31 protein-coding genes are annotated in these 26,263 nt (G+C 71.9%); 13 read left to right on the plus strand and 18 right to left on the minus strand.

The genetic code is table 11. The annotated features are described in order from the left end of the window. Positions 1-41: 41 nt before the first annotated feature. The 3 genes from tuf to ACIRVH_RS23280 form a co-directional block, all read right to left on the minus strand. Positions 42-1,214: an elongation factor Tu gene (tuf, locus tag ACIRVH_RS23270; RefSeq protein ID WP_403956225.1), complete on the minus strand. Its 1,173-nt coding sequence runs from the start codon at positions 1,212-1,214 to the stop codon at positions 42-44. Positions 1,215-1,495: 281 nt separating this feature from the next. Further along, positions 1,496-2,215: a DNA alkylation repair protein gene (locus tag ACIRVH_RS23275; RefSeq protein WP_403956227.1), complete on the minus strand. Its 720-nt coding sequence runs from the start codon at positions 2,213-2,215 to the stop codon at positions 1,496-1,498. A gap of 27 nt (positions 2,216-2,242) precedes the next feature. Next, a complete protein-coding gene (locus ACIRVH_RS23280) occupies positions 2,243-2,896 on the minus strand; it encodes a class I SAM-dependent methyltransferase (RefSeq protein WP_403956229.1) in 654 nt (217 codons plus the stop codon). A 24-nt stretch (positions 2,897-2,920) separates the two neighbouring features. Between ACIRVH_RS23280 and ACIRVH_RS23285 the strand changes: the two genes are divergently transcribed. The 3 genes from ACIRVH_RS23285 to ACIRVH_RS23295 all read left to right on the plus strand — a co-directional run bounded on the left by ACIRVH_RS23285 (position 2,921) and on the right by ACIRVH_RS23295 (position 4,764). Continuing rightward, entirely contained in the window at positions 2,921-3,379 is a 459-nt protein-coding gene (locus ACIRVH_RS23285; RefSeq protein ID WP_403956231.1) for an ArsR/SmtB family transcription factor, read from the plus strand. 41 nt (positions 3,380-3,420) lie between these two features. Then, on the plus strand, positions 3,421-3,885 hold the full coding sequence (locus tag ACIRVH_RS23290) for an NUDIX hydrolase (protein WP_403956232.1): 465 nt from the start codon (positions 3,421-3,423) through the stop codon (positions 3,883-3,885). A 99-nt stretch (positions 3,886-3,984) separates the two neighbouring features. After that, a complete protein-coding gene (locus ACIRVH_RS23295) occupies positions 3,985-4,764 on the plus strand; it encodes a TVP38/TMEM64 family protein (protein WP_403956234.1) in 780 nt (259 codons plus the stop codon). A gap of 26 nt (positions 4,765-4,790) precedes the next feature. On the opposite strand, the gene ACIRVH_RS23300 is transcribed toward ACIRVH_RS23295, so the two are convergent. Continuing rightward, positions 4,791-5,960: a thiolase family protein gene (locus ACIRVH_RS23300; protein WP_403956235.1), complete on the minus strand. Its 1,170-nt coding sequence runs from the start codon at positions 5,958-5,960 to the stop codon at positions 4,791-4,793. Between the two features lie 116 nt (positions 5,961-6,076). On the opposite strand from ACIRVH_RS23300, the gene ACIRVH_RS23305 reads away from it, so the two are divergent. Both ACIRVH_RS23305 and ACIRVH_RS23310 read left to right on the plus strand, forming a co-directional pair. Then, positions 6,077-6,565 (plus strand): winged helix-turn-helix transcriptional regulator, encoded by a 489-nt coding sequence (locus ACIRVH_RS23305; protein WP_403956237.1) that lies wholly within the window; start codon positions 6,077-6,079, stop codon positions 6,563-6,565. A gap of 160 nt (positions 6,566-6,725) precedes the next feature. After that, positions 6,726-7,592, plus strand: a complete 867-nt coding sequence (locus ACIRVH_RS23310; RefSeq protein ID WP_403956239.1) for a GyrI-like domain-containing protein — start codon at positions 6,726-6,728, stop codon at positions 7,590-7,592. Positions 7,593-7,633: 41 nt separating this feature from the next. On the opposite strand, the gene ACIRVH_RS23315 is transcribed toward ACIRVH_RS23310, so the two are convergent. From ACIRVH_RS23315 to ACIRVH_RS23325, 3 genes are read right to left on the minus strand one after another with little or no spacing between them, the layout of a single operon-like run. Beyond that, positions 7,634-8,356: a cupin domain-containing protein gene (locus tag ACIRVH_RS23315; protein WP_403956241.1), complete on the minus strand. Its 723-nt coding sequence runs from the start codon at positions 8,354-8,356 to the stop codon at positions 7,634-7,636. Further along, positions 8,350-9,279 (minus strand): PmoA family protein, encoded by a 930-nt coding sequence (locus ACIRVH_RS23320; RefSeq protein WP_403956243.1) that lies wholly within the window; start codon positions 9,277-9,279, stop codon positions 8,350-8,352. Before ACIRVH_RS23320 ends, ACIRVH_RS23315 begins: the two co-directional genes overlap by 7 nt. Beyond that, the gene (locus ACIRVH_RS23325; RefSeq protein WP_403956244.1) at positions 9,276-10,424 is read right to left on the minus strand and encodes a Gfo/Idh/MocA family protein; all 1,149 of its coding nucleotides are present in this window, start codon (positions 10,422-10,424) and stop codon (positions 9,276-9,278) included. The genes ACIRVH_RS23320 and ACIRVH_RS23325 overlap by 4 nt, the downstream gene beginning before the upstream one ends. A 257-nt stretch (positions 10,425-10,681) precedes the next feature. Between ACIRVH_RS23325 and ACIRVH_RS23330 the strand changes: the two genes are divergently transcribed. Then, positions 10,682-11,557 carry an undecaprenyl-diphosphate phosphatase gene (locus ACIRVH_RS23330; RefSeq protein WP_403956246.1) on the plus strand — a complete coding sequence of 292 codons (876 nt, stop codon included), beginning with the start codon at positions 10,682-10,684 and terminating at the stop codon, positions 11,555-11,557. 344 nt (positions 11,558-11,901) lie between these two features. Further along, positions 11,902-12,081, plus strand: coding sequence for a hypothetical protein (locus ACIRVH_RS23335; protein WP_393482508.1), 180 nt, complete (start codon positions 11,902-11,904; stop codon positions 12,079-12,081). Between the two features lie 29 nt (positions 12,082-12,110). On the opposite strand, the gene ACIRVH_RS23340 is transcribed toward ACIRVH_RS23335, so the two are convergent. Then, positions 12,111-12,734, minus strand: a complete 624-nt coding sequence (locus ACIRVH_RS23340; RefSeq protein ID WP_403956248.1) for a DUF4291 domain-containing protein — start codon at positions 12,732-12,734, stop codon at positions 12,111-12,113. Positions 12,735-12,825: 91 nt separating this feature from the next. Between ACIRVH_RS23340 and ACIRVH_RS23345 the strand changes: the two genes are divergently transcribed. Both ACIRVH_RS23345 and lnt read left to right on the plus strand, forming a co-directional pair. Then, positions 12,826-13,308 (plus strand): nuclear transport factor 2 family protein, encoded by a 483-nt coding sequence (locus ACIRVH_RS23345; RefSeq protein ID WP_403956250.1) that lies wholly within the window; start codon positions 12,826-12,828, stop codon positions 13,306-13,308. 83 nt (positions 13,309-13,391) lie between these two features. Further along, complete coding sequence (lnt, locus tag ACIRVH_RS23350) at positions 13,392-14,957, plus strand: apolipoprotein N-acyltransferase (RefSeq protein WP_403956251.1); 1,566 nt, start codon at positions 13,392-13,394, stop codon at positions 14,955-14,957. On the opposite strand, the gene ACIRVH_RS23355 is transcribed toward lnt, so the two are convergent. Both ACIRVH_RS23355 and ACIRVH_RS23360 read right to left on the minus strand, forming a co-directional pair. After that, positions 14,875-15,786, minus strand: a complete 912-nt coding sequence (locus tag ACIRVH_RS23355; protein WP_403956253.1) for a Gfo/Idh/MocA family protein — start codon at positions 15,784-15,786, stop codon at positions 14,875-14,877. The two genes, lnt and ACIRVH_RS23355, sit on opposite strands and share 83 nt — an antisense overlap. A 10-nt stretch (positions 15,787-15,796) precedes the next feature. Beyond that, positions 15,797-16,972, minus strand: coding sequence for an FAD-dependent monooxygenase (locus ACIRVH_RS23360; RefSeq protein WP_403956255.1), 1,176 nt, complete (start codon positions 16,970-16,972; stop codon positions 15,797-15,799). A gap of 75 nt (positions 16,973-17,047) precedes the next feature. Here ACIRVH_RS23360 and ACIRVH_RS23365 point away from each other — a divergent pair, with 75 nt between their 5' ends. The 3 genes from ACIRVH_RS23365 to ACIRVH_RS23375 all read left to right on the plus strand — a co-directional run bounded on the left by ACIRVH_RS23365 (position 17,048) and on the right by ACIRVH_RS23375 (position 18,784). Further along, on the plus strand, positions 17,048-17,638 hold the full coding sequence (locus ACIRVH_RS23365; protein ID WP_403956257.1) for a TetR/AcrR family transcriptional regulator: 591 nt from the start codon (positions 17,048-17,050) through the stop codon (positions 17,636-17,638). Between the two features lie 44 nt (positions 17,639-17,682). Beyond that, a complete protein-coding gene (locus ACIRVH_RS23370; protein ID WP_403956259.1) occupies positions 17,683-18,195 on the plus strand; it encodes a DinB family protein in 513 nt (170 codons plus the stop codon). Positions 18,196-18,310: 115 nt separating this feature from the next. Next, positions 18,311-18,784, plus strand: a complete 474-nt coding sequence (locus tag ACIRVH_RS23375) for a hypothetical protein (protein WP_403956261.1) — start codon at positions 18,311-18,313, stop codon at positions 18,782-18,784. 17 nt (positions 18,785-18,801) lie between these two features. On the opposite strand, the gene ACIRVH_RS23380 is transcribed toward ACIRVH_RS23375, so the two are convergent. The 7 genes from ACIRVH_RS23380 to ACIRVH_RS23410 all read right to left on the minus strand — a co-directional run bounded on the left by ACIRVH_RS23380 (position 18,802) and on the right by ACIRVH_RS23410 (position 24,914). Then, complete coding sequence (locus ACIRVH_RS23380; RefSeq protein WP_403956365.1) at positions 18,802-19,323, minus strand: hypothetical protein; 522 nt, start codon at positions 19,321-19,323, stop codon at positions 18,802-18,804. A gap of 133 nt (positions 19,324-19,456) precedes the next feature. After that, positions 19,457-20,140 carry a uracil-DNA glycosylase gene (ung, locus tag ACIRVH_RS23385; RefSeq protein WP_403956263.1) on the minus strand — a complete coding sequence of 228 codons (684 nt, stop codon included), beginning with the start codon at positions 20,138-20,140 and terminating at the stop codon, positions 19,457-19,459. 82 nt (positions 20,141-20,222) lie between these two features. Then, positions 20,223-21,800, minus strand: coding sequence for an ABC transporter substrate-binding protein (locus ACIRVH_RS23390; protein WP_403956265.1), 1,578 nt, complete (start codon positions 21,798-21,800; stop codon positions 20,223-20,225). Positions 21,801-22,001: 201 nt separating this feature from the next. Further along, entirely contained in the window at positions 22,002-22,766 is a 765-nt protein-coding gene (locus tag ACIRVH_RS23395; protein WP_403956267.1) for an SDR family oxidoreductase, read from the minus strand. Between the two features lie 28 nt (positions 22,767-22,794). Continuing rightward, positions 22,795-23,556 carry a 3-oxoacyl-ACP reductase FabG gene (fabG, locus tag ACIRVH_RS23400; RefSeq protein WP_094219553.1) on the minus strand — a complete coding sequence of 254 codons (762 nt, stop codon included), beginning with the start codon at positions 23,554-23,556 and terminating at the stop codon, positions 22,795-22,797. A 147-nt stretch (positions 23,557-23,703) separates the two neighbouring features. Next, positions 23,704-24,153 carry a DUF3037 domain-containing protein gene (locus tag ACIRVH_RS23405; RefSeq protein WP_403956269.1) on the minus strand — a complete coding sequence of 150 codons (450 nt, stop codon included), beginning with the start codon at positions 24,151-24,153 and terminating at the stop codon, positions 23,704-23,706. Continuing rightward, the gene (locus tag ACIRVH_RS23410) at positions 24,150-24,914 is read right to left on the minus strand and encodes a HipA family kinase (RefSeq protein ID WP_403956271.1); all 765 of its coding nucleotides are present in this window, start codon (positions 24,912-24,914) and stop codon (positions 24,150-24,152) included. Before ACIRVH_RS23410 ends, ACIRVH_RS23405 begins: the two co-directional genes overlap by 4 nt. A gap of 175 nt (positions 24,915-25,089) precedes the next feature. Between ACIRVH_RS23410 and ACIRVH_RS23415 the strand changes: the two genes are divergently transcribed. Continuing rightward, positions 25,090-25,608, plus strand: coding sequence for a Rieske (2Fe-2S) protein (locus tag ACIRVH_RS23415; protein ID WP_403956273.1), 519 nt, complete (start codon positions 25,090-25,092; stop codon positions 25,606-25,608). Positions 25,609-25,614: 6 nt separating this feature from the next. Here the strand turns inward: ACIRVH_RS23415 and ACIRVH_RS23420 are convergent, their stop codons facing one another. Then, positions 25,615-26,259, minus strand: coding sequence for a cysteine hydrolase (locus tag ACIRVH_RS23420; RefSeq protein WP_403956275.1), 645 nt, complete (start codon positions 26,257-26,259; stop codon positions 25,615-25,617). Positions 26,260-26,263: the final 4 nt, after the last annotated feature.

Here is a 26,263-nt window from a genome sequence, read left to right on the forward strand (position 1 = left end):
CAACGGCCGCGCAGTCCCCCACGCCCCTCGACCGCACGGAACTACCGGGCCACGGAGATGACCGTCCCGGCCCCGACGGTCCTGCCACCCTCCCGGATGGCGAACCCGAGCCCAGGCTCGACCGGCATCTCCCGACCCAGCTCAACGGTCATCTCCACCGTCTCGCCGGGCCGCGCGACCGCCACCTCCCCGAGGTCGACGTCCCCGACCACATCTGCCGTACGGATGTAGAACTGCGGTCGGTACCCCGTCGACACCGGCGTCGTACGCCCGCCCTCGCGCCCGGACAACACGTAGACCCGCGCCGTGAAGCGCCGGCTCGGCACCACACTCCCCGGCGCTGCCACCACGTGCCCCCGCCGCACGGCGTCCCGCGGCACACCGCGCAACAGCACGGCCACGTTGTCCCCGGCCTGCGCCTCCTCCATCGGCTTGCCGAAGGTCTCCAGTCCGGTGACGACGGTCTCCACGTCGGCGCCGAGCACCGACACCCGGTCCCCCAGGCGGAGCGTCCCGCGCTCCACGGCGCCCGTGACGACCGTGCCCCGCCCGGTGATGGTGAGCACGTTCTCCACCGGAAGCAGGAACGGCGCGTCCAGATACCGCTCGGGCATCGGCACATAGGTGTCGACCGCGTCGAGCAGCGCCTCGATCGACGCCGTCCAGCGCGGGTCGCCCTCCAGCGCCTTCAGCCCGGAGACCCGTACGACGGGCACGGCCTCCCCCGGGTACCCCTGCGCGGTGAGCAGGTCACGGACCTCCAGTTCGACCAGGTCGGTCAGCTCCTCGTCGCCCGCGTCGGCCTTGTTGAGCGCGACGACGATGTGGTCGACGCCCACCTGCCGGGCGAGCAGCACGTGCTCGGCGGTCTGCGGCATGATCCCGTCGAGCGCGGAGACGACGAGGATCGCCCCGTCGAGCTGCGCGGCACCGGTGACCATGTTCTTGACGTAGTCGGCGTGGCCCGGCATGTCGACGTGGGCGTAGTGCCGGGTGTCGGTCTCGTACTCGACGTGCGCGATGTTGATGGTGATGCCACGGGCGGCCTCCTCCGGGGCCCGGTCGATGCGGTCGAACGGGACGAAGGTGCCGGTGCCGCGCTCGGCCAGGACCTTGGTGATGGCGGCGGTCAGGGTGGTCTTGCCGTGGTCGACGTGGCCCATCGTGCCGATGTTCAGGTGCGGCTTGGTGCGCACGTATGCCGTTTTGGACATGGCTGTACCTCGAAGCCTCTCAGCGGTACGGAAACGCGGGACCCCGAGGACTGGCCGACCCTCCCCCTGCGGGGTCCGCCGGTCAATCCGGAGAGGGTCAGCTTCGGGCGCCGTCGACAGCGGCCGCGAGGATCGGGACGGCAGCCTTCGGCGCACCCGCGACGGCGGATGCTGCGAGGAGGAAGGCGTACCGGAACATGTCGACGATCATCGCCGACGGTTTGTCCGCCGTCGAATGGTTTTCCGCGGTACGCGAGTTGAGGCCGCGGGAGCGACGGTCCTCAGGAGATGTTCTTCAGCGCCTCACGCACGGTCAGCGGCGCGAACCGGCTCCGCTCGCGCGTCAGGAAGCCGCGTACGGCCTCGGCGTCGGTCTTGGCGTACTCGCGCAGGCACCAGCCGATGGCCTTGCGGACGAAGAAGTCGGGGTGGCCGGACTGGAGCAGGCAGTAGGCGAACAGCCGGTCGGTGTCGGTGCGTTCCTTGTAGCGGAGCTGGTGCAGCAGGGCCGTACGCGCCACCCAGAGGTTGTCGTCGGTGATCCAGGCGTCCATGTCGGCCGTGAGCGCGGGGTCGGCCGCGACCAGGGCGCCGACGACGTGCGCGGCGAGCAGATCGACGGTGTCCCACCAGGAGACGGTGGTGATGAGGTACCGGGCGACGGGCAGGAGCGCGGAGGAACAGCGGGCCGCGTGGCGGCGCAGGTAGTCCACCGCGAAGTAGTGGTACTCGCGCTCGGGCAGCAGCCAGCAGCGCAGGGCGATCGCGGTGCAGTCGGCCTCGTCCGGCCGGGGTGTGCCGGCCAGGACGGTGCGGGACAGGGTGCGCCGGTCCGGGGTGGGGATCCCGAGGAAGGGCGCCACGTCCTTCATGTACGCCCGCATCGCCGCGGCCCTGCCCGGATCGGCCGCGGCGGCGTACGTGGCGGTCAGCCGCTCCAGCACGGCGTCGGCGAGGGCGCTGGGCGGCACGTCCGGCGGGGCCGCACCTGTGACGGTCATGGGACGAACGATACGGCGATCACACGGTCACGGGCCGTCCTGCCCCGCGATGATCAGGCGGTAGCCGTAGTCCATGGACTCCCGGTTCAGCAGGTCCGCGTGGCGGCGCTGCCAGTCTCCCGTGGCCAGGTCCGCGCGCAGTCGCGCGATCGCCGGTTCGACGACGGACGGGGGAAGCTGGGCGAACGTGGAACTCGCCTGCCGGATGAGGGGATCGAGGTAGCGCTCCGGGCGCCGCCAGTACGCGATCTGGAACCCGTCGGTGAAGTCGTGCGGGACGGTGAAGGGAAGGACGGTGTGCGCACCGAGCGCCTCCACCACGTCGGACAGGGGCGTGAAGCGAGCGTGCTCGAGCTGCCGGATCTCGGGGAGGTACTCCTCGATCAGCCACAGCTCGGGCAGATGCTGCGGGTCCCAGGTGAAGACGACCTGCCGACGGGAGACGCGCCGCAGTTCGCTGAGACCACGGTGCAGGTCGGGCCAGTGATGCACCGTCATCACCGCCATCGCGGCGTCGAACGCGCCGTTCTCGAAGGGGAGTTCCTCCGCTCCGGCCAGAACCTTCCGGTGGCCGGGGTGCTGGTCGAGCATGACCTGTGAGGGGTCCACCGCGGTGACGTCGGCGTCCGCCGGCTCGTAGGAACCGGCGCCCGCGCCGACGTCCTGTACCGGGCACGTCACCTCGCCGACGGTGGAGCGGCCGAGGTGTTCGCGGACATCGACCCGGCTCTGAGCTGGCAGTCCGGTTCCGGCGCGCTGGGCCTCGACGCCTTCCCCGCCGAACACCACGACCTCGCCGTCGAGGGCCGCGGAGTGACGTTCACGCCCTCCCTGTTCTGCGACCACGCGGTCACCGTCGTGGACCTCGAACTGCCGCCCCGGATCTGGTACCCGGCCCGAGGCCTCGCCACGGTCTGGCACACCGGCGCATCCGCCCCGCCGGCAGCTCTGGCCGACCTGCTCGGCCGCACCCGTGCCCGCGTCCTCGCTCTCCTCGCGGAACCCGCGAGTACGACCGGACTGGCCCGGAGACTGGGCGTCAGCACCGGCACGGTGAGCCAGCATCTCGGCGTCCTGCACCGCGCCGGACTGGTCACCCGTGCCCGGCACGGCCACCAAGTCCTGTACCTGCGCAGCCCCTTGGGCGATCAGCTGTCGGCGTAGGGACCTCGATCACCACTTGGCCGTATGGCTAGATTGAGACGGTGGAGACGAATCACCGGCCCGCAGCGCGGGTCATCTGCCTGGACGCCGCCGATCGCGTACTCCTGCTGCGCTGGCGCGACCCGTTCGACGGAACATGGCTGTGGGAACCGCCCGGTGGCGGCATAGAACCCGGTGAGACACCGCTGGAGGCGGCACGGCGCGAACTGGCCGAGGAAACCGGACTGGACCCGGCCGCGGTCACCGACCGGTCCGTGCCCGTCGAACGAGACGTGTGGTGGAACGGTAAGCGTTACACAGGATCGGAGCAGTTCTTCCTGGCCCGTTTCCCGGAGGAACAGCCGACGCTCGTACGGACGGGCCTGCTCCCGGACGAACAGATCACCCTCGACACCCACGCCTGGATCACCGCGCCGGACCTGGCCTCGCTCCCGGACCGCCTCGAGCCGCCCCAGCTGCTGACCGTACTCGAAGCACTGGTACCGGAGGGCCCTTGGCGGACCTGAAGCCGCCGGCACGGGACAGCCCGGCACGCCCTGCGCACGGGGGCGGTGATGAGACGGACCACACGGCGATCACCCGCATGCGTCGGTTAGTGTCACCGGATGTTCGATGCCAACCGCTCTGGCACCGCCACGGTCCCTCCCCGGGCCGCCGCCATGGAGCAGGCCGTCCCCGCGGCCGTTCCCGTCCCGCCCCTGCCTCGCACGGGCTTCGCCGCCCGCTGCACGCGCGTGGTGCTGTCGCCGTACGCACGGCTGTCCCTGCTGCTCGCCCTGCTCGCGGGCGCCGCGTCCTGCGTGCTCGCGTTCGAGCCGCAGCGGCTGCTGACGCACGGCTGGCCGCCGCAGCTGGGCGGGGCCGCGGCGGCCGTCGTGTTCGCGGCGGCGTACGGGCTGTGCACGGTGGCGTTCGTGCCGCGCCCCCTGCTGAACCTGGGGGCGGGCGCGCTGTTCGGCTCCCAGCTCGGGCTGACGACGGCGCTGGCCGGCACGGTGCTCGGCGCCGGGGTCGCCTTCGGGCTCGGCCGGCTGCTGGGGCAGGACGCGCTGCGGCCGTTGCTGCGCGGCCGCTGGCTGAAGGCGGCCGACGGGCAGCTCAGCCGGCACGGGTTCCGTTCGATGCTGGCGGCGCGGCTCTTCCCGGGTGTGCCGTTCTGGGCGGCGAACTACTGTGCCGCCGTCTCCCGGATGGGCTGGCTGCCGTTCCTGCTGGCCACTGCGCTCGGCTCGATCCCGAACACGGCCGCCTACGCGGTCGCCGGCGCCCGCGCCTCGGCGCCGACCTCGCCCGCCTTCCTGATCGCGATGGCCTCCATCGCCGTACCGGCGCTCGCGGGCACGGTGGTGGCCTGGCGCAAGCGCCACCACCTGCGCGACCAGTGATCAGCCGCTGAACAGCCAGTGATCCTTCAGACGCCTTCCAGGATCATCGCGTTGGCTAGCCCGCCCGCCTCGCACATGGTCTGCAGGGCGTAGCGCGCGCCGCGTTCGCGCATGGCGTGGACCAGGGTGGTGGTCAGGCGGGTGCCGCTGGCGCCCAGCGGGTGGCCGAGGGCGATGGCGCCGCCGTGCACGTTGACCTTGGCGAGGTCGGCGCCGGTCTCCTGCTGCCAGGAGAGGACCACGCTGGAGAAGGCCTCGTTGATCTCGAACAGGTCGATGTCGGCCAGACTCAGCGAGGCCCGGCGCAGCACCTTCTCCGTCGCCGGGATGACACCGGTGAGCATCAGCAGCGGGTCGGAGCCGGTGACCGCGAAGCTGTGCAGGCGGGCGATCGGGCGCAGGCCGAGGCGGGCCGCGGTCTCGCTGGAGGTGATCAGCACGGCGGAGGCGCCGTCGTTGACGGGGCTCGCGTTGCCCGCGGTGACGTTCCACTCGATCTGCGGGAACCGCTCGGCGAAGCCGGGGTCGTAGTAGGCGGGCTTGAGGCCGCCGAGGATCTCCGGGGTGCTGCCGGGCCGTACGCACTCGTCGCGGGTGACGCCCTCCAGCGGCGCGACCTCGGCGTCGAACAGGCCGGCCTGCCACGCGGCGGCGGCCTTGTGGTGCGAGGAGACCGCGAACTCGTCCATCCGCGCGCGCGTGAGGGACCACTTCGCGGCGATGAGTTCGGCGCTGATGCCCTGCGGGACCAGGCCCTCGGGGTAGCGCTCGGCCACGCCCGGACCGAAGGGGTCCTTGCCGGCCGGCACGTTGGACCACATCGGCACCCGGCTCATCGACTCCACTCCGCACGCGACGACGAGGTCGTAGGCGCCCGAGATCACGCCCTGCGCGGCGAAGTGCACGGCCTGCTGGGAGGAGCCGCACTGGCGGTCCACGGTGGTCGCGGGGACCGTCTCCGGGAGTCCGGCCGCGAGGACGGCGTACCGGGTGGTGTTCATGGCCTGCTCGCCGACCTGGTCGACGGTGCCGCCGATGACGTCGTCGATCAGCGCCGGGTCGACGCCGGAGCGCTCGACCAGGGTGCGCAGGGTGTGCGCGAGGAGCTGCACGGGGTGGACGTGGGCGAGGGAGCCGTTCGGCCTGCCCTTGCCGATGGGGGTGCGTACGGCTTCGACGATCACTGCGTCTCGCATGGTGCGGGCCTCCTTGGCCGCCTGGCTACCCATAGGGAGCTACTAGTGAGTAGGAAATCCAAACCCACGATAGCTCCATGGGTTGGAAAATCAAACCCTCATTTAGACTGGCCACCATGGCCGCCACGAAAGACCCGCGCCCCTGCTCCATCGCCGACGCCCTCGCCGTGGTCGGCGAGAAGTACTCCCTGCTCGTCCTGCGCGAGGTGTGTCTGGGCAACGGCCGCTTCGACCAGCTCGTGCGCAACATCGGCGCCCCGCGCGACATCCTGGCCACCCGGCTGCGCCGGCTCGTGGACGCGGGGATCCTCACCAAGCGCGCCTACAGCGAGCGCCCGCAGCGCTTCGAGTACCGGCCCACACCGGCCGGGCTGGAGCTGGAGCCGGTCCTGATGACCCTCAAGGAGTGGGGCGACCGCCACCTGCGCAAGGGAGCCGACCTCCCCATGGTCATCGAGCACAGCTGCGGCAACGAACTGGTCCCCCTGGTCACCTGCCAGGCCTGCGGCGAGCCCGTCCACCACGACGACCTGACGGCCCACCCGCAGGCCCCGGGCTGGACGGTCACCGGCCCGACGACCGCCCAGGCCGTGTCCGAGAGGTGATCGCGGCGTCCCGTGCCCCCCCCCCCGATGCGGTGGCTGCGGGCGTGATGTGCGCGGGTCGTCGGCCGCTTGTCGCACCCGACCGGATCGGGCACAGGATGTCGGGTCCGGCAAGGTGGGTCCTTCCTAACGTGAGTGATCGAAAGGGAAGGGGGCCGGGGTGCTGGAGCGACTGAACCAGGCCATGGAGCACATCGAGTGCCACCTCGACCGGCGGATCGAGGGGGCCGACCTCGCGCGGATCGTGGTGACGTCGGAGTACCACTTGCGGCGGCTGTTCTCCGCGCTGGCGGGGATTCCGCTGTCGGAGTACATCCGGCGCCGGCGGCTCACGGTCGCCGGCGCCGAGGTACTGGCCGGGGACCGGACGCTGCTGGAGATCGCGGTGCGGTACGGCTACACGTCGGGGGAGGCGTTCGCGCGTGCGTTCCGCGTCATGCACGGCGTCGGTCCCGGCGAGGCCAGACGGTCCGGTGCGAGTCTGCAGTCCCAGCCACGGCTGTCCTTCCGCCTCACCGTCGAAGGGAGTAGCAGCATGCGATACCGGGTCGTGGAGAAGGACGAGTTCCGTGTGGTCGGCAGGAAGGCGCGCGTTCCGCTCGTGCACGAGGGGGTGAACCCTGCCATTGCCGACCTCGTCCGGGGCATCGGGCGCGAGACGCTGCAGCGCATGCAGAGTCTGTCCGATCAGGAGCCGCAGGGGATCGTAGGGGTGAGCGAGAACCTCGACCCGAGTCGGGCGGAGGGGACCGAACTCGACTACTACCACGGGGTGGTGACCGGCGCCGCCGTGCCCCAGGACATGGATGCGCTGACCGTGCCGGCCGGGACGTGGGCCGTCTTCGAGAGCTCTGGGCCGTTTCCGCAGGCGCTCCAGCACCTCTGGCGGGACGTGTTCACGCAGTGGTTCCCGTCCAACCCCTACCGGAGCCGGCCGGGACCGGAGATTCTGCGGACCCGGCTGTCGCAGGACGCCACACAGGCGGATGCGGAGCTGTGGATCCCCGTGGAGCGGACCGCGGTCTGACCGACACCTGAACAAGGGGCGGGACGCCTGGTGTCCCGCCCCTACGGCAGCGTCTCCGGCCGGTACACGTCCAGCCGCCCGCACATCCCGAACTTCCCTTCCTCCGAAGGCCGTTCGGCCCGTACGGCGGCATCGGCGAGGTGGGAGACGTCGCCGCGTTCGAGGCGGGCCAGGTGGTCCCCGGTGGTCTCGGCCGCCGCCCGTGCCCCGTGCCGCCACCGCTCGCGCCACTCCGCCAGCCGGGGCCGTACGAGGGCTGCGGCGGCCCGGTGGAAGGCGGCCAGCGGCTCGGGGCCGGTGGCTTCGCACAGGGCGCGGTAGCCCTCCAGGGCCAGGTCTCGGCGGGCGCGGGCGTGCCGCTCCCGCTCCTCCTCCGGTGCGTCGGCCGGGATCACGGTCGCGGCGGCGTACGTGTCCGGGTCGGTCAGGTACCGCGGGGGCAGGGTGAGCACCGCGTCGCCGGCCTCCGGCAGGCCGCTGTTCTGCATCAGGACGGTGATGCGCAGGTCGCCCTCGTTGACCAGCCGGTGGACGGTGCCGGGCGTGAACCAGGCGACCGTGCCCGCCTCCAGGGGCGTGACCCGGTACCCGGACGCCGTCAGCGTCTGGACGGCACCGGTCCCGCCCGTGACCACGTACCCCTCCGAACAGGCCAGGTGCAGATGGGGGGTTCCGCCGTGCAGGCCGTCGGCGGCGGGCCAGTCGTAGACGCACAGGCGCGAGACGGCGACCCCGCCGGGCAGCCCGCCGTACCCGCTCACCACGGGTGCGCCTCCAGGTACTCGGCGATCTCCTCCCGCCCCCAGGCGCCGTCGGCGACGACGACGCGGTAGCGGCGGGTGAGGGTGTCACCGGGGGCCAGCTCCAGCTCCTCGTGGAAGGCCCAGGACGGGGCGATGCCCGCGAAGGGGTCGTTGCGGACGAACCAGTGGGCGGGGTGGGCACCGCCGGCGCCCGAGTGATCGTTCTCCGGGGCGTGCGCGAAGACGACGGTGGCGTGCCCGTCGGCGCCGTCGTGCTCACCGGACAGGGCCAGCCAGGGGGCCTGTGCACCCATCAGCTCCGGGCCCTCCCCGTCGGGGCCGATGATCCGGCCGCCACGGAAGGCGCGCGGGCCGCGCCAGAACAAGCCGGTGTAGCCGGCCATCTCGCGTCCGGCGGTGGTCGGACTGCCGAAGCGGAGGGGCTCCGCGCGGTGGTTGGTCACCGCGGACGACCAGGTCAGTGCCCAGGAGCCGCCGGCCGGGTCGACGTCGTGCACCTCGACGCGGCGGACCTCCTCGGCCCAGAGCTCGCCGCCGTGCGGATGCCAGGTCAGCCGCTCGGCGATGACGGCCCGGCCCTCGTCCGCGGCGATCTCGTCGAAGCCGACGTGCGCCATCGAGCCGACCCGCTCCGGGAGTTCGAGGTAGCCCTCCCCATGGACGTACGTGTTGCCGCCCCACAGGTTCGCCCCGGACAGATGCGAGGCCGTCAGGGACAGGCCCTTGTGCCAGCGGTGGTCGTTGGGCCGGTAGTCGGTGACGACGTCGCCCGCCAGGGTCCGCACCGGGTGGAGGTACGGCTTCGGCGCCTCCCAGGCCGCCTCCGGACGGTAGACGTAGGCGAACAGCTCGACGCCGGTGCGCGGTTCGGTCACCGTGATCCGGTCGCCGTGCGTGTGCACGAGGCGCAGGCCGCCGCTCATGCCGGGACCCCCTCGGCCGCCTCCGGGGCCCAGCCGGGCGCGTCGCCGTGCAGGGCCGTGTAGTACGGGTCGCCGGGGCCGATCTCACCGCGTCGTACGGTCGTGTCGGTGAACGCCGACCTGTACAGCGCGGTGATCAGCTCCAGACTGGTGCGCCCGTCCGCCCCACTGCTGCGCGGCCGCTCCCCCGCGCGCATGCTCGCCACCAGCTCCCGCAGCTGCGCGAGGTGCGAACTGGGCACGTCGGGCCCGAAGTCCCGCCAGGTGGCCACCTGTTCGGACGGCACGTCGGGAGCCGGGGTGATGTGCCAGTTGGCGTTGGCGTGCCCGTAGAGGTGGGTCAGTTCGACGGTGGCTCGTTCGCAGTCGATGCGGATGCGGCTGACCTCGTCGGGGCTGAGCACACTGTTGACGACGGTCGCCAGCGCGCCGTTCTCGAAGCGGACGAGTGCGGTGGAGACGTCCTCGGTCTCCACGTCGTGCACCAGTCGGCCGGCCATGGCCCGCACCTCGCTCCACGGCCCGAGCAGGTCGAGCAGCAGATCCATCTGGTGGATGCCGTGCCCCATGGCCGGGCCACCGCCCTCGGTGTGCCAGCGCCCCCGCCAGGGCACGGCGTAGTAGGCGGTGTCCCGGTACCAGGTGGTCTGGCAGTGGGCCACCAGCGGGCGCCCCATCGCCCGCTCGGCGAGGAGCTGTCGCACATGCCGGGAACCGGAGCCGAAGCGGTGCTGGAAGACGATCGACGCGTACGGCCCGCCGTCGGCGCCCTCCTCCACCTCGATCGCGTCGAAGTCGGCGAGCGAGGGCACCGGGGGCTTCTCGCACCACACCCAGGCCCCGGCGCGCAGCGCGGCCACCGTCTGTGCGCGGTGCAGCGTGGGCGGGGTGCCGATGGTGACCAGGTCGGGGCGCTGCTCGGCGAGCATCAGGTCGAGGTCGGTGTAGGCGTGCGGGACACCGGCCTCGGCGCAGAACGCCGCCACGGCGTCCTTGTCGATGTCGACGGCGGCCACGACCTCCGTCTCGCCCTCCTCGGCGAGTCGGGCGAGCGCGGGCAGATGCGATCCGCGCCCGATGGCGCCGGTGCCGATGACGGCGGCCCGGATGCGCCGGCCGGAGAAGGGGGATGTCGAGCGAGGCATGGGCGGTTTCAGCACTCCTCCGGGGACGGCGGCGGGCGCGGTGCGGCGGGTGCAGCAAGCGCTTTCTCCTGCGCTGCAACGTAAGCGGAGGCGCCGGGGCCGGTCAACACCCGGTGCCGCCTGTGAACCTTCGCGTCCCGCCGCTCACCGCAGGGCGCCGCCGAACCCCTGTTCCCGGGCGGTCCCGGGAGCCCGATACGCTGCACTCGTCACATGATCACCACGTATCCCCATCAGCGCTTGGACGTCATACCTTCATGTCTTGGTTCGAATCGCTCGTCCTCGGACTCGTCCAGGGGCTGACCGAGTTCCTGCCCGTCTCCTCCAGCGCGCACCTGCGGCTGACCGCGGCCTTCTCGGGCTGGAAGGACCCCGGGGCGGCCTTCACCGCGATCACCCAGATCGGTACGGAGGCGGCGGTCCTGATCTACTTCCGCAAGGACATCGGGCGGATCGTCTCGGCCTGGTTCCGGTCGCTGTTCGACAAGACGATGCGGCACAACCACGACGCCCACATGGGCTGGCTGGTGATCGTCGGCTCGATCCCGATCGGTGTGCTCGGTGTGACGCTCAAGGACCAGATCGAGGGTCCGTTCCGCGATCTGCGGATCACCGCGACGATGCTCATCGTCGTCGGCGTCGTGATCGGCATCGCCGACCGCCTGGCGGCCCGTGACGAGACCGGGGGGCGGCACCGCGCGCCCAAGCAGCGCAAGACGCTGGAGAACCTGGGCGTCAAGGACGGCCTGGTCTTCGGCCTCTGCCAGGCGTGCGCCCTCATCCCCGGCGTCTCCCGCTCCGGAGCGACCATCAGCGGCGGCCTGTTCATGGGCTACAAGCGCGAGGCGGCGGCCCGTTACTCGTTCCTGCTGGCCATCCCGGCGGTGCTGGCGTCCGGGGTGTTCGAGGTGAAGGACTCGGTGGGCAGCGGCGATGTCGACTGGGGCCCGACCCTGTTCGCGACGGTGATCGCGTTCGCGTCGGGTTACGCGGTGATCGCCTGGTTCATGAAGTGGATCTCCAACAAGAGCTTCATGCCCTTCGTCTGGTACCGCATCGCCCTCGGCATCGTCATCATCGCGCTGGTGACGGCGGGCGCCCTGAGCCCTCACGCGGCGGAATCGGCGAGCTGACGGCCCGGCGCCCCACCCCAACTCCTCGGCGTCCACCGCCGTTTCGGACATCTCCCGGACGCTGGACGGGGCGGACCTGAACGAGCCCCCTCCACCCTGCCCGCCCACTCCCCCGAAGGGGCCATGGCCTGCGGATCCAGTGGCCGCGCGGGGGACGAACGGGGGTATCCGGAGCGGCTGTTCACCGGCGCCCGCGACTTCTTCCGCTCGGCGGCCCGGCGGGGCATATGCCTTCTGGGCTGCCGCGACCGCGAACGCGGGCGTGCCGGCCGGTGACCAACCCCATACGTTCTGAGTAGCCGGGCGGTAGCGCAGTGTCAGTGCTTGCCCCTACGCTTGTCCGCATGTCCCCCGATTCCCTGCCCCCTGGTTCCGTGCGGTCTGCTGCCGAGGTGAACGAGCAGATCCGGGCGCTGTGGCTGCGTGCGGGCGGCACCCTGTCGGCCCAGGAGCGCGCGGAGTACGAGCTGTTGGTGGTCGAGTGGGCGGCGGCCATCCGCGGAGAGATCATCGAGGCGGCCTGAGTCCGGAGCCGGCGTCGGACGCGGCGACGCTACGCGCGCAGATGCGCGAGCACCTCGTCGGCCACGGCGTACGGCCGTTCCTCCGGCAGCAGCCGTGCCGCCCGGTCGAGCTCGCCGGCCCGCACCAGCCCGTGGACCTCCGTCGCCAGCGGTGTCACGTCCTCGATGCCGACGATCCACTCGTCCGCGTACCGAACGGCCGCCTCGCCCGCGAGACCGAGCTGCAGCGAGCGGTGCGGCAGCGCGTTGAGGTGCAGGTCCCGCTCCGGGTCCCACTGGACGCGGGCCGGTGACTGCCTCAACTCCCGTTTCCAGGCCGCCTGGTTCTCGTGCAGGCCGGAGACGTAGTGCGACAGGCAGGAGTTCCGCAGGGCCCACTCGAAGCCGTCGCGGGCGATCTCGACGGCGAGGACCGTCTCCTGGCCCTCCTTGGTGCCCCAGCCGCAGCGGTACATCATCCACAGGAAGGACGGCTTGATCCAGGTCATCCGGTCCCGCTTCCAGGAGGCCGGAAAGCGTCCGGTATCGGCCGCGGGGCCGCCGATCTCCGGGCGGTACGCCTGGTAGACGGTGACCGTGGAATCCGTGTGGCGGGCCCGGATCCGGAACTTCGGCTCGGGTTCAACTACTTGTTCGACTGACTGATCGTTCACGAGGACAGGTTCGGTCGTCCGGCCTCCCCCGCACCACCGAATATTCGGCGCGCCTCTTGGCACCTGGCCTCCGGTGTCCAACACTGTGCCGATGACGCAGCGTGTGGAGCTCGCTACCGTGATGGACCGGCTGGCCGTGGACGAGTTGGTCACCGAGTACGCGGCGGCGGTGGACGACGGTGACTGGACGGCGTACCGAGGGCTGTTCACGCCGGACGGGCGGGCCGACTACCGTTCCGCCGGCGGCATCGAGGGCGAGGCCGGCCGGGTGGCCGGGTGGCTCTCCGAGAGCCTGGACCTGTTCGCGATGCGGCAGCATCTGATCGTCAACCGGCGGCTGCGGTTCGGGATCCTGGAGCACGACACCGGAGACACGGCCCGGGTGCGCGCCGACTACGTCAACCCCATGCGCTTCGCCGGCGACGGCAGTTCGGGTGCGCCGGACCTGGTGTGCGGCGGCCGGTACGACTTCGGGCTGCTGCGCACGCGGGAGGGCTGGCGGCTGCGCGAGGTCGTCGTGCACGAGAAGTGGCGCCGGATGCCCGAGCGCAGCCCGGCGACCCTGCCCGAGTGAGCCGCTGAGCCTCCTCGACGCCCTCTGTCGGAGATCGCTTCCGGCGCGCACACTGGAGGCAGCCCTTGGTAGGGAGACTCCGTATGAGGACGTTCGACCGCTGGCTGACCTCTCCCTGGCGGCGTTCCGTCGCCGCCGCTCTCGCAGGCGCTCTGCCCGTGTTCGCGTTCCCGGCGCCCTCGCTGTGGTGGTTCGCGTACGTCGCTCTGGTCCCCTGGATCCTCCTGGTGCGCTCGGCGCCGACCGGGCGGCGGGCGGCGTACGACGGCTGGTTCGGCGGCTTCGGGTTGATGCTGGCCGTGCACCACTGGCTGCTGCCGAGCCTCCACGTGTTCCTGTTCCTGATAGCCGGGCTGCTGAGTCTGCTGTGGGCGCCCTGGGGCTGGCTGGTCCGCCGGTTCCTCGGCGGGACGCCGTCGCCGGGGCGGGGCGTGGCCGCGCTGCTGGTGCTGCCGTCGGCGTGGCTGGCGGTGGAGCTGGTCCGCTCCTGGCAGGGCCTCGGCGGGCCCTGGGGCATGCTCGGCTCCAGCCAGTGGCAGGTGGGCCCGGCGCTGCGGCTGGCCTCGGTGGGCGGGGTGTGGCTGCTCAGCTTCCTGGTGGTGGCCGTCAACGTGGCGGTCGCCATGCTGGTGGCCGTGCGGGAGTTCCGGATACCCGCCCTCGCCTCGCTCGTCGCCACCGCCGCCGCCACCTCGGCGGCCTGGGCGTGGGCACCCCGCCCGGACATCGACGGACGCGTCCGGATCGCCGTCGTACAGCCGGGCGTCATGGACGGCGGCGACCGGCGTTTCGACCACGAGGAGCAGCTGACCCGGCAGTTGGCCGGGCAGCACGTCGACCTGATCGTCTGGGGCGAGAGCAGCGTCGGCTTCGATCTGGGCCACCGGCCCGACCTGGCGCGGCGGATCGCGGTGCTGTCCCGGCAGACCGGTGCGGACATCCTGGTCAATGTGGACGCACGCCGCTCGGACCGGCGCGGCATCTACAAGAGTTCGGTGCTCATCGGCCCGGACGGCCCGACCGGTGCCCGGTACGACAAGATGCGCCTCGTTCCCTTCGGGGAGTACGTCCCGGCCCGCTCCCTGCTCGGCTGGGCCACCTCCGTCGGCAAGGCGGCGGGCGAGGACCGTCGGCGCGGCACCGAACAGGTCGTGATGGACGTCGGGCACGGGCTGCGCATCGGCCCGATGATCTGCTTCGAGACCGCGTTCCCCGACATGAGCCGGCATCTCGCCGAGGACGGTGCGGACGTTCTGCTCGGCCAGTCCGCGACCTCGACCTTCCAGCACAGCTGGGCTCCGGAGCAGCACGCCTCGCTGGCCGCGCTGCGCGCCGCCGAGACCGGCCGCCCGATGGTGCACGCCACCCTGACCGGCGTCTCCGCCGTCTACGGCCCGAGCGGGCAGCGCCTCGGCCCGTGGCTGGGCACCGGCGCGAGCACCGCCCGCGTGTACGAGGTGCCGCTCGCGCACGGCGTCACGCCGTTCGTCCGCTTCGGCGACTGGCCGGTGCACGCCGCGCTGCTGGTGCTGGCCGCGTTGTGCGGCACCGAGGGTGTGCGGGCGCTCAGGCAGCGCCGGTCGGGTCGACAACCGCTCGTACGACCCGCTCGCACAGCTCATGGGTCGCCAGTGCGTCACGGGCGCTGAGCACCTTGCCCGCGCGCACCGCCTCCAGGAAGGCGAGGACCGCCTGCTCGATGCCGCGCTGCCGGGCCACCGGCACCCAGTCGCCGCGCCGGCGCACCGTCGGCTGTCCCTTGTGGTCGACGACCTCGGCGAGATTGAGCACCTGGCGCTTGGTGTCCTGCCCGGAGACCTCCAGGATCTCCTCGGCCGAGCCGCTGAGCCGGTTCATCACGCCGAGCGCGGTGAAGCCGTCCCCGGCGAGCTGGAGCACGACGTGGTGGAGCAGCCCGTCCTCGGTGCGGGCGCGGACGGTGACGTCGTCGACCGGGCCGGGCACCAGGAACCGCAGGGTGTCGACGACGTGGATGAAGTCGTCCAGGATCATCGAGCGCGGTTCCTCGGGCAGCCCGATCCGGTTCTTCTGCATGAGGATCAGCTCGCGCGGGTGGTCCTGGCACTGCGCGTACGCGGGGGCGTAGCGCCGGTTGAAGCCGACGAACAGCGAGACGCCGCGTTCTTCGGCGAGGGTCACCAGCCGTTCGGAGTCGGCGAGTCGGTGGGCGAGGGGCTTGTCCACGTACGTGGGCACGCCCGCTTCGAGCAGCCGGGTGACGATCTCCGGGTGGGCGACGGTGGGCGCGTGCACGAAGGCCGCGTCGAGGCCCGCCTCCAGCAGGGAGTCCAGGGACGTGTGCCGCCGGTCCCCGGGCAGGTGGAGCGAGTCCGCGACCCGGGTGAGGGTGTCGGGGGTGCGGGTCTGCAGGTGGAGGTCGACATCCGGCTGGGTGCCCAGCACCGGCAGGTACGCCTTCTGTGCGATGTCCCCGAGACCGATGCAGCCGACCTTCACGTGCGCTCCCCTACCGCTTGCCTGCGTGTGCCTCCTCGGAAGCATACGGCGGCCGCCAGTCGGCGATGCCGTCGAAGCTCCGCAGGAACAGGGCGGGACGGGCCTTCGAGAGGGCGGCGACCGCGGTGTCGCGTACGGCGACGACGGCCCGGCTCTCGGCCATGCCGAGGCGGGCGACCTTGACTGCCTGCCGGGCGATCGCGGTGGTACGCGGCAGCCGGGCGGCCGTGTATGCGGCGAGGTCGTCGGCATGGTGGGCCAGTACGACGGCGTCCTCGACGGCCTGGTTGCCGCCCTGGCCGAGGGTCGGCGGCATGGCGTGGGCCGCGTCGCCGAGCAGCGCGACCCGGCCCAGGTGGTGGGCGGGCAGGGGCTGGGCGATGTGGTGGACGTCGTGGCGCAGCACGTCCTCGGGCCGGGCGGCGGCGATGACGGCGGGGATCGGGTCGTGCCAGTTCCCGAACCGGCGCAGCAGTTCGGCCTGCTCGTCGTCGGGAGCCCGCTCCCCGGCCGGGGCCACGGCGGCCGCGTAGGCGTAGACCCGGCCGTCCTTGAGCGGGTGGGTGCCCCAGATACGGCCCCGGCCCCAGGTCTCGTGCGAGGCGAACTCGACGCCGGGCACCGGGATCAGCACCCGCCAGGTCGTGAACCCGGCGTACACCGGCCCCGGGTGGGCGGGGAACAGTGCATTCCGGACACGGGAGTTGATGCCGTCCGCGCCGACCACCAGGTCGGCCTTCAGCTCCTCACCGGCCGCAGCCACCCGGGCCGGGCGGGCCCTGTCCCCCGGGTCGGCGAGGGTCGCGGCGGCCGCCGTACGGACCGCACCGGGCGGGAGCAGTGCGGCGAGGCGGTCGACGAGGGTGGTGCGGGGCAGCAGGACCAGCGGGCCGCCGAAGCGGGCGGCGGCGGCATCGGCGCTGGAGCGGGACAGCCACCGCCCGCCCGGGGTGCGCAGACCTCCGTCGCCCTGCCAGGCGGCCAGGTCGCGGATCTCGTCGCCGATGCCGATGACGTCCAGGGCGCGCAGGGCGTTCGGGGCGAGCGAGATGGCCGCGCCCACCGGCTCCAGCGAGCCGGCCCGCTCCAGCACGGTGACCTCCCAGCCCCGCCGGTGCAGGGCCGCGGCCGCGGTGAGGCCCCCGATTCCGCCGCCGATGACGATCGCGCGGGCCGACTGTGCCATGGCTCCTCCTGAGAACTACAGCTGTAGTGTCCAGTGACTCTACTACAGCCGTAGTGAACCGGGTAGGGTCTGCTCATGTCCGTACGCACCCCGAGCGCGTCCCGCGCCGATCTCGTGGCCGACACCGCCCTCGCCCTGCTCGCCGAGCGCGGAATGCGCGGACTGACGCACCGGGCGGTGGACGAGGCGGCCGGGCTGCCGCAGGGCTCGACCTCGAACGTGGCGCGCACCCGGCAGGCGCTGCTGGAGCTCGCGGTGCGGCGGCACGCCGAGCGGGAGGCGCGGCTGCTCGCGCTGGAGGAGTTGCCGGACCCGCGGAGCGGGCTCGACGCGCTGGCCGAGGGCATGGCCCTGGCGCTGCACCGCTCCCTGACCGGGGGCCGCGAGCTGCTGATCGCCCGCTACGAACTGGCCCTGGAAGCCTCCCGCCGCCCCGAGCTGCGCGCCTACTACGACGCGACCGGCGCCGTCTTCAAGGAGCAGCTGGCAGCGCTGCTCACCGCCGTCGGCTCGACCGACCCGGCCCGGCACGTGCTGTCGGTGATCGCCTGGGCGGACGGGCTGATGTTCTCGTGCGCGGCCGGTTCGTTCAGCACCGAGGTGCCGAGCCTGGAGGAGGTCCGCAAGGGACTGCGGGAGCTGCTGGCCGGGATGCTGGGCACCTGAAAACCCCCTGGTGGCACTCCGCGTCGTGTTGCGAGGATGCGGGCATGACGACAGAACGCCAGGAGCCCGCCCAGAACGCCGGTGAACGCGCCATGCTGGAGGGCTGGTTGGACTATCACCGCCGGACGCTGGCCTGGAAGTGCGAGGGCCTGACCGACGAGCAGTTGCGGACCGCGTCCGTGCCGCCGTCCGAGCTGTCCCTGATGGGCCTCGTGCGGCACATGGCCGACGTGGAGCGGGGCTGGTTCCGCAAGGTCCTGGTGGGCGACGACCCCGGGCCGATCTACTTCACCGAGGAGGACCGGGACGGCGAGTTCCACCTCACCGCGGCGGACACCTGGGAAGAGGCGTACGGCACCTGGCAGGCGGAGATCGAGACGGCCCGGCGCAACGCGGCCGGCTTCGCGCTCGACGATCTCTCCCGGGGCAGGAGCCGGTTCACCGAGGAGCCGTTCAGCCTCCGGTGGATCTACACGCACATGATCGAGGAGTACGCCCGGCACAACGGCCACGCCGACCTCGTCCGCGAGCGGATCGACGGCGCCACCGGCGACTGAACGTCACCCTCGGCACTCCGAGACCCTCCGTACGGGGCACGAGATCACCCGTGCGGGGGGCTCAACCTCCCGTGCGCGGTGCCAATCCGGGGGCCGACCCACCAGAGTTGCCCGGGTGCATCGAACGACGACCACCGCAGCGCTCCTGGTCACCGTGGCCGTCTCGGCCCTCTCCGGCTGTGTGACGGTACACCGCCCGGCGACACCGGCGCCCCCGCCCGACACCGCGCCCTCGCAGCCGTCCGCGCCCCGGCCGGACGGCAGTGCCGAGCCGCGGGTGGTGCAGGCACCGGCGCGGGAGGCACTGGAGATGGTCGGCCCGTCCAAGCACCGGCACCCCGCCCGGCAGAGCGCCACCCCGCACCGGGCGACGGCCGCACCGCCGGTCACCCACCGCCCGTCGGCCCCGCCCGCACACCCCCGGCCGCACCCGCGCCCGGACCAGCCCCACGAGCCGCGCACCGACACCCCGGACGTGTCCCAGCCGGTCCCGAAGGCCCCGGACGTGTGCGCCCTCGGCAAGCAGTACGGCGGCTGGCGCGGGGACAGCCCCGAGGCGGCGATCTGCGAGCAGACGTACAGACGTTGACCCTGGCCGTACCGGCCCTAGGGAGTGGGCCGCTGTCGCGGTGGGCCCCACGAGTCGCCGCCCGGGGAGTCGTCCTCCCCCAGGCGCAGCTCCAGGCGGCTGATCGCCGCCCGTACGCCGTTGCCGTAGCCGTCGTCGGTCAGGGAGCCGGCGGACCGGCGGGCCCGGCGCAGATGGCTGCGGGCGGCCTCGGCGTGGCCCAGCTTGACGTAGTCGGCGGCCAGGTTGAGGTGGAGCGAGGGGAAGAAGGCGCGCACGCTCAGCGGGTCACCGGCGCCGCGGCCGTCCGCCAGTTCCTCCGCCGCCGACAGCGCCCTGAGGTCCCAGGCCAGTTCGTCGCTGGGGTCGTCCTGGGTGTCGGCCAGGTAGTGGGCCAGGGTGCAGCGGTGCAGTGGGGCGCCGTCCTCGCCGATCTCCGCCCACAGCTGGAGAAAGCGGTGCCGGGCCTCCTCGCGGTCGCCCCCGTGATGCAGCATCACGACCTGCCCGATCCGCGTCAGCACGGCATCCGGCGCCGCCTGCTCCTGTCGCTCCGCCACCACGTCCTCCGGGGCCGTCGTCGGATGTCTGGCCGGCTGTCCGGTCATCTGTCCGTCCCGACGCTAACCGGCGGGGGCGGCAATCCCGGGCAGGCAGCCCCGTGCGACACGGGGCCGCCCGCGGGGCGGCGGGTCAGCCCAGGTTCGGGACGGTCCAGTCGATCGCCTCGTGGCCCTGCGCGGCGATCGCCTCGTTGATCTGCGTGAACGGGCGGGAGCCGAAGAACTTCTTCGCGGACAGCGGCGAGGGGTGCGCGCCCTTGACCACGACGTGCCGGCTCTCGTCGATCAGCGGAAGCTTCTTCTGCGCGTAGTTGCCCCACAGCACGAAGACCGCCGGGTCGGGCCGGGAGTCGACCGCGCGGATGACCGCGTCGGTGAACTTCTCCCAGCCCTTGCCCTTGTGCGAGTTGGCCTCGCCGGCCCGGACGGTGAGCACCGCGTTGAGCAGCAGCACACCCTGCTCGGCCCACGGCATCAGATAGCCGTTGTCCGGGACGGGCAGGCCCAGCTCCTCCTTCATCTCCTTGTAGATGTTCCGGAGGGAGGGCGGGGTCTTCACCCCCGGGCGGACCGAGAAGCACAGACCGTGGCCCTGGCCCTCGCCGTGGTACGGGTCCTGGCCGAGGACGAGGACCTTGACCTTCTCGTACGGCGTCGCCGCCAGCGCGGCGAAGACCTCGTCGCGCGGCGGGTAGACGGGACCGCTCGCCCGCTCCTCCTCGACGAACTCGGTCAGCTCCTTGAAGTAGGGCTGCTGCAGCTCGTCGCCCAGAACCCCGCGCCAGGACTCGGGCAGCATGGCGATGTCGGTCACGTCAACGTCCTCACGATGTGCGGTCACTTGCCGGCTCAAGAACCTACAGGCGACCACTGACAACCGCTGCCGTGAGCCGGAATCACCAGCTGGTCTTGCGGTGCAGCTCCCACATCATCATGATCGTCGACGGGTCGAGGGCGCGCTCGCCGCCGGACATGTCGTCGGTGGCCGCCACGTACTGCCGCCCCTGCCACAGCGGGATCAGCCGGGCGTCGTCCACCAGGATCTGCTGGGCCTCCTTGAGGTCCTTGACCACCTTGGCGCGGTCGCTCTGGGCGCGCGAGCGGGGCAGCAGCACCGAGGTGATCTGCTTGGCGTCGTAGGGCGTACCGAGGGCGTTCTTCTCGCCGACGAACGGCGCGATGAAGTTGTCCGCGTCGGGGAAGTCCGGGAACCAGCCGCGGCCGAACACCGGGTACTCACCCTTCTGGTAGCCGACCACGTAGGTCTTCCACGGGCGGCTCTTGAGGGTGATCGAGAACAGGCCGGAGTCGTCCAGCTGCCGCTTGAGCTCCTGGAACATCAGGGCCGTCTCGGAGCCGTAGCGGTCGGTGGTGTACCAGAGGGTGAGCGGGACGCGCTGGGTGATGCCCGCGTTCTGGAGGGTCTTGCGGGCCTTGGAGACGCTCGGGTCGCCGAAGTCGTCGAAGAAGGCCGTGGTGTGGCCGGTGAGGCCCTTGGGGACCATGGAGTACAGCGGGTCCACGGTGTCCTTGTAGACCTTGTGCGCGATGGCGCCCCGGTCGACGACCTGGGCGACGGCCTTGCGGACGGCGGGCTGCTTGGCCCACGGGTCCTTGGGGTTGAACACCAGGTAGCTGATGTCCATGCCGGCGCCGTCGACCAGCTGGAGGTCGGTGGTGCCGTGCCGCTGCAGCGAGATGATGTCGTCGGCGGCCAGACCGCGGTAGGTGACGTCGATCTGCTTGTCGTGCAGGGCCTTGACCATGGTGGCCGAGTCCTGGAAGTAGCGGATGGTCACCGCGTCGTTCTGCCGCTTGGCGAAGCCGTCGTAGTGGTCGTTGCGGACCAGGACGGCCTGCTTGCCCTCCTCGTAGGACTGCAGCTCGTACGGCCCGGAGCCGAAGACCTTGCTGTCCTTGCGCAGGGAGTTCGCGGGGTATTCGTCGGGGTCGACGATCGACATGGCCGGGGTGGCCAGCACGAACGGGAAGGTGGCGTCGGACTGGTTGAGGTGGAAGACCACCTCGCGGTCACCGACCGTGTCCACGCTGTCCAGGCTGCCGAGGAGTCCGGCGGGGCCTGCGGGGGCGTTGATGGTGCGGATGCGGTCGATCGAGTGCTGGACCGCCTGGGCGTTCAGCGCGTCGCCGTCGGCGAACTTCATGCCCTCACGCAGCTTGCAGCGGTAGGTCCGGCTGCTGGAGTCGGTGAAGGAGCAGCTCTCGGCGGCGTCGGGCTGCGGCGTCGTGGCGCCGTTCGGGTAGGCGAGAAGCGTCTGGAAGATGTTCCGATACAGCTCCCAGGAGCCGTCCCAGGCACCGGCCGGGTCGAGCGTGCTGGGGGCGCTGGTGGTGCCCACGACGATGGGGCCCTTGCTGTCGGCATCGCCGTCGGACAAGAGACTGCAGCCGGCCACCAGGGATATGGACGCGATCGCCGCGACTCTCCGCAGGAATCGGTTCCGGTTGAACACGCGCACGCTCCTCGATCTGCCATACCAAGGGTCGGCAGACCATACCGCAGCGTCCGGGTGTGTGAACCACCCCAGGGGCGGTCGTTCTTGATCGATTGTGCTATGACGACGTTGTCATTGCACTGTGCGGACCGTGTGACGCGTTTCGGGCGCCGTTCCGCTGGGAAACGGCGCCCGAACGAGACGACCGGACAGAGCAGGTCAGGCGCCCACCCCGGCGTTGAGGAAGATGCCGCCGTCCACGACGAGCGTCTGGCCGGTGACCCAGTCGGACTGGGCGGAGGTCAGGAACGCGGCCGCCCCGCCGATGTCGGCGGGCACGCCGAGCCGGGCGAGCGGGTAGGCGGCGGCCGCCTCCGCCTCCCGGCCCTCGTACAGGGCCTGGGCGAACTTGGTCTTCACGACGGCCGGGGCGATCGCGTTGACCCGCACCTGCGGCGCGAACTCGTGCGCCAGCTGCTGGGTCAGGTTGATCATCGCGGCCTTGCTGACGCCGTAGGCGCCGATGAACGGCGAGGGCGCGAGGCCCGCGATCGAGGCGATGTTGACGATCGCGCCGCCGTTGTCCTTCTGCCAGGCGTGCCAGGTCTTCTGGGCGAAGCCGAGCGCCGAGATCACGTTGGTCTCGAACACCTTGCGGGCCACGTCCAGGTCGAGGTCGGCGATGGGTCCGAAGACCGGGTTGGTGCCCGCGTTGTTGACCAGGAAGTCGACGCGGCCGAAGGCCTCCATGGTCCGCTCGACGGCCTCGGCCTGATGGGCGAGGTCGTGGGCCTTGCCGGCGACGGCGATGACCCGCTCGGCGCCGAGCTGCTCGACGGCCTCCTTCAGGGCGTCCTCGTTGCGGCCGGTGATGCAGACGCGGTCACCGCGGGCGACCAGCGCCTCGGCGACGCCGTAGCCGATGCCGCGGCTCGCGCCGGTGATCAGCGCGACCTTGCCGGAAAGCTCCGGGAGTTCAGTCATGTCCGTGTACCCCTGTGTCCCGAGTTCCCTAGTTGAGCGGTCCGCCGGCCACGTACAGGACCTGGCCGGAGACGAAGCCGGCAGCCTCGCCGGTGAAGAAGGCGATGGCGTTGGCGATGTCCTCGGGCTCGCCGACGCGCTGCACCGGGATCTGGGTGGCGGCGGCCTTCTTGAAGTCGTCGAAGCCCATGCCGACGCGGTCGGCGGTGGCCTTGGTCATCTCGGTGGCGATGAAGCCGGGGGCGACGGCGTTGGCGGTGATGCCGAACTTGCCGAGCTCGATGGCGAGGGTCTTGGTGAAGCCCTGCAGGCCGGCCTTGGCGGCCGAGTAGTTCGCCTGGCCGCGGTTGCCGAGCGCCGAGGAGGAGGACAGGTTGACGACCCGGCCGAAGCCCGCGTCGACCATGTGCTTCTGGACGGCCTTGGTCATCAGGAACGAGCCGCGCAGGTGGACGTTCAGGACGGTGTCCCAGTCCGAGACGCTCATCTTGAACAGCAGGTTGTCGCGCAGCACGCCCGCGTTGTTGACCAGGATCGTCGGCGCGCCCAGCTCCGCCGCGACCCGTGCGACGGCCGCCTCGACCTGCGCCTCGTCGGAGACGTCCGCGCCGACCGCGATGGCCTTGCCGCCGGCCGCGGTGATCTTCTCCACGGTGTCCTTGCAGGCGGCCTCGTCCAGGTCGATCACGGCGACCGCGCGACCCTCGGCGGCCAGTCGTACTGCGGTGGCGGCGCCGATGCCGCGCGCCGCGCCGGTGACGATCGCGACCCGCTGTTCAGTGGTGGACATTCCTGCTTCTCCTCGCCCTTGAGAGAACCTGTCTGGCTCTTGAGAGAGCCCGTGTGGTGCGGTGAGCGACCGCTTAGTACCTTCAGCACCCGTGACGCTAGAAGTCCTGGCACCCCGTGTCAACGGGACACCGGGTGGTGTGATCCATTACCTCACCAGGAGGTCCAGCAGACGCTCGGTCTCGGCCACCGGGTCGGTGGTCAGTCCGGTGTGCACGGGTCCGGGCCGGACGATGGTGGAGCGGGGCGCGATCAGCCAGCGGTAACGGCGTCCCGCGTCGTCGCCGGCCGCCTGTCCGGCCTCCTCGCCCCCCGCGCAGTGACGTTCGATCGCGGCGAGCGCGGCCCGCACCCCGGCCACGTCGGCATCGGGGTCGAGGGCGAGCAGCCGGGCCTCGTCCAGGTGGATGCGGGCGCCGACGTAGGCCTGGGCGCGGCAGTAGACGACCACGCCCGCGTTGATGCACTCGCCGCGCTCGACGCGGGGGACGACCCGCAGCAGGGCGTACTCGAACACGTCCCGGTCGCCGCCCTGGCCCGCCCGGGTGATGTGGCGCTCGACCACATGGCCGGCCATGTGGATACGGGTCTCGCTCACTTGCCCTCCTCGATACCGGTGATGCGCTCGGCGACGACGGCCGCCCGGGCGAGCAGGGGCCGCGCGTAGGCCCGCCGCAGGTCGTCCGGGGTGTCGAAGCCGGGCTCGTCGGCCAGCCAGGCGTCGGGGATCTCGGCGGTGACCTCGGCCAGGAGGTCCTCGGTGACCTTGGGAGCCAGCTCCGCCGCGGCGGCGGTCACGTCCGGGGCGAACCGGGCGAGAGCGTGGTCGGAGGCGTCGTAGGGGCGGGCCGCCGAGGCCTCGACCGAGGGCCAGTTGTGGTGCCAGATCATCGTGGCGCCGTGGTCGATGAGCCACAGCTCGCCGCGGTGCACGAGGAGGTTCGGGTTGCGCCAGGAGCGGTCCACGTTGTTGATCAGCGCGTCGAACCAGACGATCCGCCCGGCCTCCTCGGGGCTCACCGGGAAGGCGAGCGGGTCGTAGCCGAGGGCGCCGGAGAGGAAGTCCATGCCGAGGTTGGTGCCGCCGCTGGACCGGAGCAGCTCCTGCACCTGCTGCTCGGGCTCGCCGAGCCCCAGGACGGAGTCCAGCTCGATGGTGACGAGGCGGGGCATCCGGAAACCGAGCCGGCGGGCGAGTTCGCCGCAGACGACCTCGGCGACCAGTGTCTTGCGGCCCTGTCCGGCGCCGGTGAACTTCATGACGTACGTCCCGAAGTCGTCGGCCTCGACGAGCCCCGGCAAGGAGCCGCCCTCACGCAGCGGCGTGATGTAGCGGGTCACGGTGACTTCCTTGAGCATCGCCCCAGGTTACTGTCGCGGGAGCGGCGCCCCACCCGACAGCTTGTCGACAGGCGTGGCTTACGGCCGTCTCATCCCCGGTGGGCAAGGATCTGGGTGCCCGTCTGAACAGGTGGTGCCCGAGGACCGTACCCCTGGACGGATCACGAGAAGCTCCGCGGAAGGGAACGTCCACATGACCAGCGCATCGCCCAAGCCCGAAGCGGGACCGGCCCGTCGTACCGTCATGGCGGCGGCCGGAGCGGCCGGGCTCGCCGCCGCGCTGACCGCCTGCGGTTCGGACAACTCGTCGGACACCGTCAACACCGGGTCCGGTTCGTCCGGCACGAGCGGGGCCACCGGATCCACGGGATCCACCGGGGCCTCGCAGGACAGCGGTTCCTCGGCCTCGGGCGGTTCGGCCGGCGGCACGGCCCTCGCCAAGACCACGGACATCCCGGAGGGCGGCGGCAAGATCTTCAAGGACCAGGGCGTGGTGGTCACCCAGCCCGCGGCGGGCACCTACAAGGCGTTCTCCTCGAAGTGCACCCACCAGGGCTGCGCGGTGGGCAGTGTGGCCGACGGCGTGATCGTCTGCCCGTGCCACAACAGCCACTTCTCCGCCGAGGACGGCAGCGTGAAGCAGGGTCCCGCGACCCAGCCGCTGGCCGCCGCGAAGATCACCGTCTCCGGCGACGAGATCAAGCTGGCCTGAGTCGCTTCACGGCCGCCGGCGCGGCCGCTCGAGGCAGCCGAGCACCTCGTCCGTGGACGTGATCGTGGCGACCAGGGCGAGGGTGTTGCGGATCATCGCGGGGGTGTAGTCGGCGGGCACACCCGCGATGGCGTCGGCCGGGACGACGGCGGTGTAGCCGCGGTTGACCGCGTCGAACACCGCGTTGGGCACGGCCACGTTGGCCGAGACGCCGGTGACGACCAGGGTGCGGCAGCCGAGGTTGCGCAGCAGCGCGTCGACCTCGGTGCCCTGGATCGGGGACAGGCCGTGCAGCCGTCGTACGACGAAGTCCTCCTCGGTGACCTCGATCGGGGGCGCGACCCGCACCGCGGTGGTGCCGGTCAGCTGCTGGACGGGAAGCCGTTCGGCGGCGCGGAAGAGGCGGGCGTTGCGGTTCGCGCCACGGCCGTCCGGGCGGCGCTCGGCGAGGGCATGGATCACCTGCACCCCGGTCTCGTGCGCGGCGACGACCAGCCGGGCCACGTTGCGCAGGGCACCGGAGGAGCGGGCCTCGCGGGCGAGTTCGGGCAGCGCGGCGTCCGGGCCGACCACCCCCTGCTGGCACTCCACGGTCAGCAGGACCGTGCTCGCGGGATCGAGCAGTTCGCCGAGCTCTTCGTACGACGGCATGGCG

This window comes from Streptomyces sp. NPDC101165 (assembly GCF_044768135.1).
Classification (GTDB): domain Bacteria; phylum Actinomycetota; class Actinomycetes; order Streptomycetales; family Streptomycetaceae; genus Streptomyces.